The organism is Romboutsia sp. (assembly GCF_051659545.1).
In the GTDB taxonomy this organism is placed as follows: Bacteria; Bacillota; Clostridia; order Peptostreptococcales; family Peptostreptococcaceae; genus JBOFOR01.
Genome location: NZ_JBOFOR010000076.1, coordinates 1 through 3,423, shown reverse-complemented (window position 1 = coordinate 3,423; position 3,423 = coordinate 1). Strand labels below are relative to the sequence as shown.

The 3,423-nt window shown below is 26.6% G+C and carries 2 protein-coding genes; one reads left to right on the top strand and one right to left on the bottom strand.

Annotation, left to right across the window (positions count from 1 at the left end):
- Nucleotides 1-248: 248 nt before the first annotated feature.
- Nucleotides 249-1,946: an ABC transporter ATP-binding protein gene (locus ACRC03_RS04355; protein WP_438651330.1), complete on the top strand. Its 1,698-nt coding sequence runs from the start codon at nucleotides 249-251 to the stop codon at nucleotides 1,944-1,946.
- Between the two features lie 45 nt (nucleotides 1,947-1,991).
- Here ACRC03_RS04355 and ACRC03_RS04350 read toward each other — a convergent pair whose 3' ends face one another.
- Complete coding sequence (locus ACRC03_RS04350; protein WP_438651329.1) at nucleotides 1,992-3,185, bottom strand: nucleotidyltransferase domain-containing protein; 1,194 nt, start codon at nucleotides 3,183-3,185, stop codon at nucleotides 1,992-1,994.
- Nucleotides 3,186-3,423: the final 238 nt, after the last annotated feature.

Genomic DNA, 3,423 nt, shown 5'->3' with positions numbered 1-3,423 from the left:
ACATACTACTCCCCCTAGTTTTAAATTTGTCATTATTCATTATACATGTTTTCATTGTCATATTTTGTTGTATTTAGTTATAATTCAATATTTTATTGTTATTTTTAGCATTAATACTTAAGTAAGAATAATAACTTATACTACCCATTAATTTAGCTATTCTAATACTTTAGTGTAATATCTTATATATGACTTAATTGATAGAATATATTTAATATATTTACTATTGAGTTGGAGGTTTTCATTCTATGAAAAGTACTATAAATAAATTCAAATGGATTTTCTCTCAAGGCAAATCTTACATGCCTTTGTTAATACTATCAATTATAATTGGTTCTATATTATCTAGTGTCAGTGTATACAATGCTGTTATCTCTAAATATCTTATTGATGCTGCGACAAGTGGCCAAAGTGACAAAGTAATAAAATGGCTAATAATAATTGGTTTAATAATATTATTTGATATTCTATTTAGTTCAATAGAATCATTATTAGCTACCTATTGTTACAAAAAAATTGCTAATAATCTCGAGTATAAATTTTTTAAAAATATCACCTATAGTGAGTGGATTGAATCCTCTAAATATCATAGCGTAGAATTAATGACAAAAATCACAAGTGATACATCCACAGTAAATTTTTTTTTGTGTAATACAGTTCCTACTCTAATTACTTCTTCTGTAATGCTTGTTTTTGCTTTTTTTACTTTGTTACAAATTGAACCAATACTAGCTACTACTACATTTTTAATCTTTCCACTATTAGCTATTATAAATAAATTACTCGGAAGGAAGATGAAGAAATTATATAATGATCTGCAAGATAAAAATATTGAATACTTTTCATTTCTTCAAGAAAACCTTCAAAATCTTATGCTTATAAAAACTTTTTCCCATGAAAAGAAAACTATTAATACTTTAACACAAATTCAAAATGAAAAATTTAAATTATCTCTCAATCAATTATTTTTAACCTTACTTACTGGTGCATTATTTTCACTAGGATCTTCAGCTGCTTATTTATTAGTGTTCGGCTGGGGTGCCTTAAATTTAGTTAACGGAATAATAACATTTGGTACAATGACTGCTATGTTGCAACTATTTTATAAGATTCAAGAACCTTTAAATGCATTAATAGGATGCTATTCACCCATAATTTCAGCTTTGACAGCTACAGAAAGACTTATTGAACTTGAACATTTAGATCCAGAAATACACAGTGATAGGTCTAATCTATCTTTATTTAATAAACCAACTATAGCTTTTAACAATATTTCTTTTAGTTACGATAATAATGTAGATATATTAAGGAAGGTATCTTTTAAAATAAAACCCGGCGAAATAGTTGCTTTGGTTGGGCCATCTGGAGAAGGTAAAACCACATTGATTAGATTATTACTCTCACTAATAAACCCTACTAATGGGAAAATTACTATTGAAAATGAGAATCTTATTGAAGAAGTTTGTAATAATCATAGAGAATTAATTTCATATATTCCTCAAGGAAATACTCTATTTACCGGTACCATTGAAGAAAATATATGTTTTGGAAATACTGAGGCTTCATTTGAAGATATTATAGAGGCATGTGAGCAATCTTGTTCCCTTGACTTTATTAAAGCTTTAGAAGGTGGTCTAAATACTAAACTTGGTGAAAAAGGCACTAGTATTTCAGATGGTCAAGCTCAAAGACTTGCTATTGCTAGAGCATTTGTTAGAAAAAAACCAATTTTAATATTAGATGAGGCTACTTCAGCCTTAGATAGTAATACTGAGTTAAAAGTACTAAAGTCAGTTAAAGAATTAGGACATAATCCTACTTGTATTATTATAACCCATAGACCTAACTCTCTTTCTATATGCGATAGAATACTAAAATTAGAAAATGGAAATTTAATAGAGGAAGATTTGAGATATATTTATGAAGTTTCTGCAGATTTAGCATAGTAAATAATAAAGCATATAGAAAAATTCTATATGCTTTATTATTTATTATATTTCTAACCATTTTAATAACTTTTCCTTTTTTTTAGCTACACTAAATCCAAACAAAATAAATCTAAATTTTTGACTAAATTTACGCTCTTTAGTAAAAGCTCTATGTATCCATGCTACTGGTAGCAATATTTTATTTTTTTTAGCATACCCATACTTAGATTCATCTAGGTATTTTGATGAAGGAAACATAAATTTAATAAATTTTATTAATGTACTATTCTCTTTTTTTTCTAGTGTATAAGCCGCATTCTTACCTAAGATTTTATTTTCATCTCTTTTTCCATGAACACCACAATCAAGTATTTCATCAATTAATATATCTAAATACACCTCGTCTATACTAGTATAGTCTTCTACTTCTTTAGGTATATTTAGACCAAAAAGCTTTTTACACATTTTAAATATAATCACACTAAATTTATCAATTCCAAATTTTTTAGTCTCCTCAATAAATTTATTCCAGTCTATTAGATTTCCCTTTTGCTCTACTAGTAAAACAAAATCACAAAGCTGTCTAATACCAAATCCACAACTTCTTAAATGCTTTGCCATATGCATACATAAATAGGTAGCTAAATCTTCATAATTCATAGACAAAGCTTTACTTTGCCCAATTTTAACTTCTATAGCATTTTCCCATATATGTTCTACATACTTTGTAACTCCTTTAAAATGTTCTTCACTACTAATATTCCAGTGTACTTCTATTTCAGAGTTTTCTTTTTCAAAGTTTAAATGGTATAAAGTTTTTCCACTCTCTTCATACCCTAATTCTAGTAGTAGTGTTCTTAATTTTTCAAGATTTTCTTCTTTGACTAAGATATCAGCATCTGACATAGTTCGTAGTTCACTTTGAGGATATAAATCACGAAGTACTAAGCCCTTTAGTACTATTACAGGTATATTTTTTTTATCTAACTCATTTAATACATATGAAATTTGATTTATATGACTTAGTTGGTATACCCCAGATAGAAAAGTTTCTTTTTTCCATTTTTCTAATATTTGTTTATTTATACTTAATAATGTTTTATTATCTATTCCTGTATACACAAGTGACTGTATATTATGAGCCCTTGCTTCTTCAAGTAATTGTTCCCAATCCATATCGCTTAAGCTATACTCTTTTTTTTCTGCGTGTATTGAACTATTTAAAAAATTAATTAGTTGAGTCTGTGTTTTATTCATACTTTATTACCCCTTATAGTAAGTTATACTTTCATTGTAACTATCAACTAAGTAAACTTATATTAGCCTTTAGTGTAATATTTATATTGTTATATTAAAGTCTTTCTTAAATCATTACAAATCTCTTATTTTAGTAACAGTAAAGATTATTCCTTAGTATAATACAACCAAATACAACTATTAATTATAATAATACAATAAGCTAAAATTATAAAAATGTAGTATTGGCTAATAAATT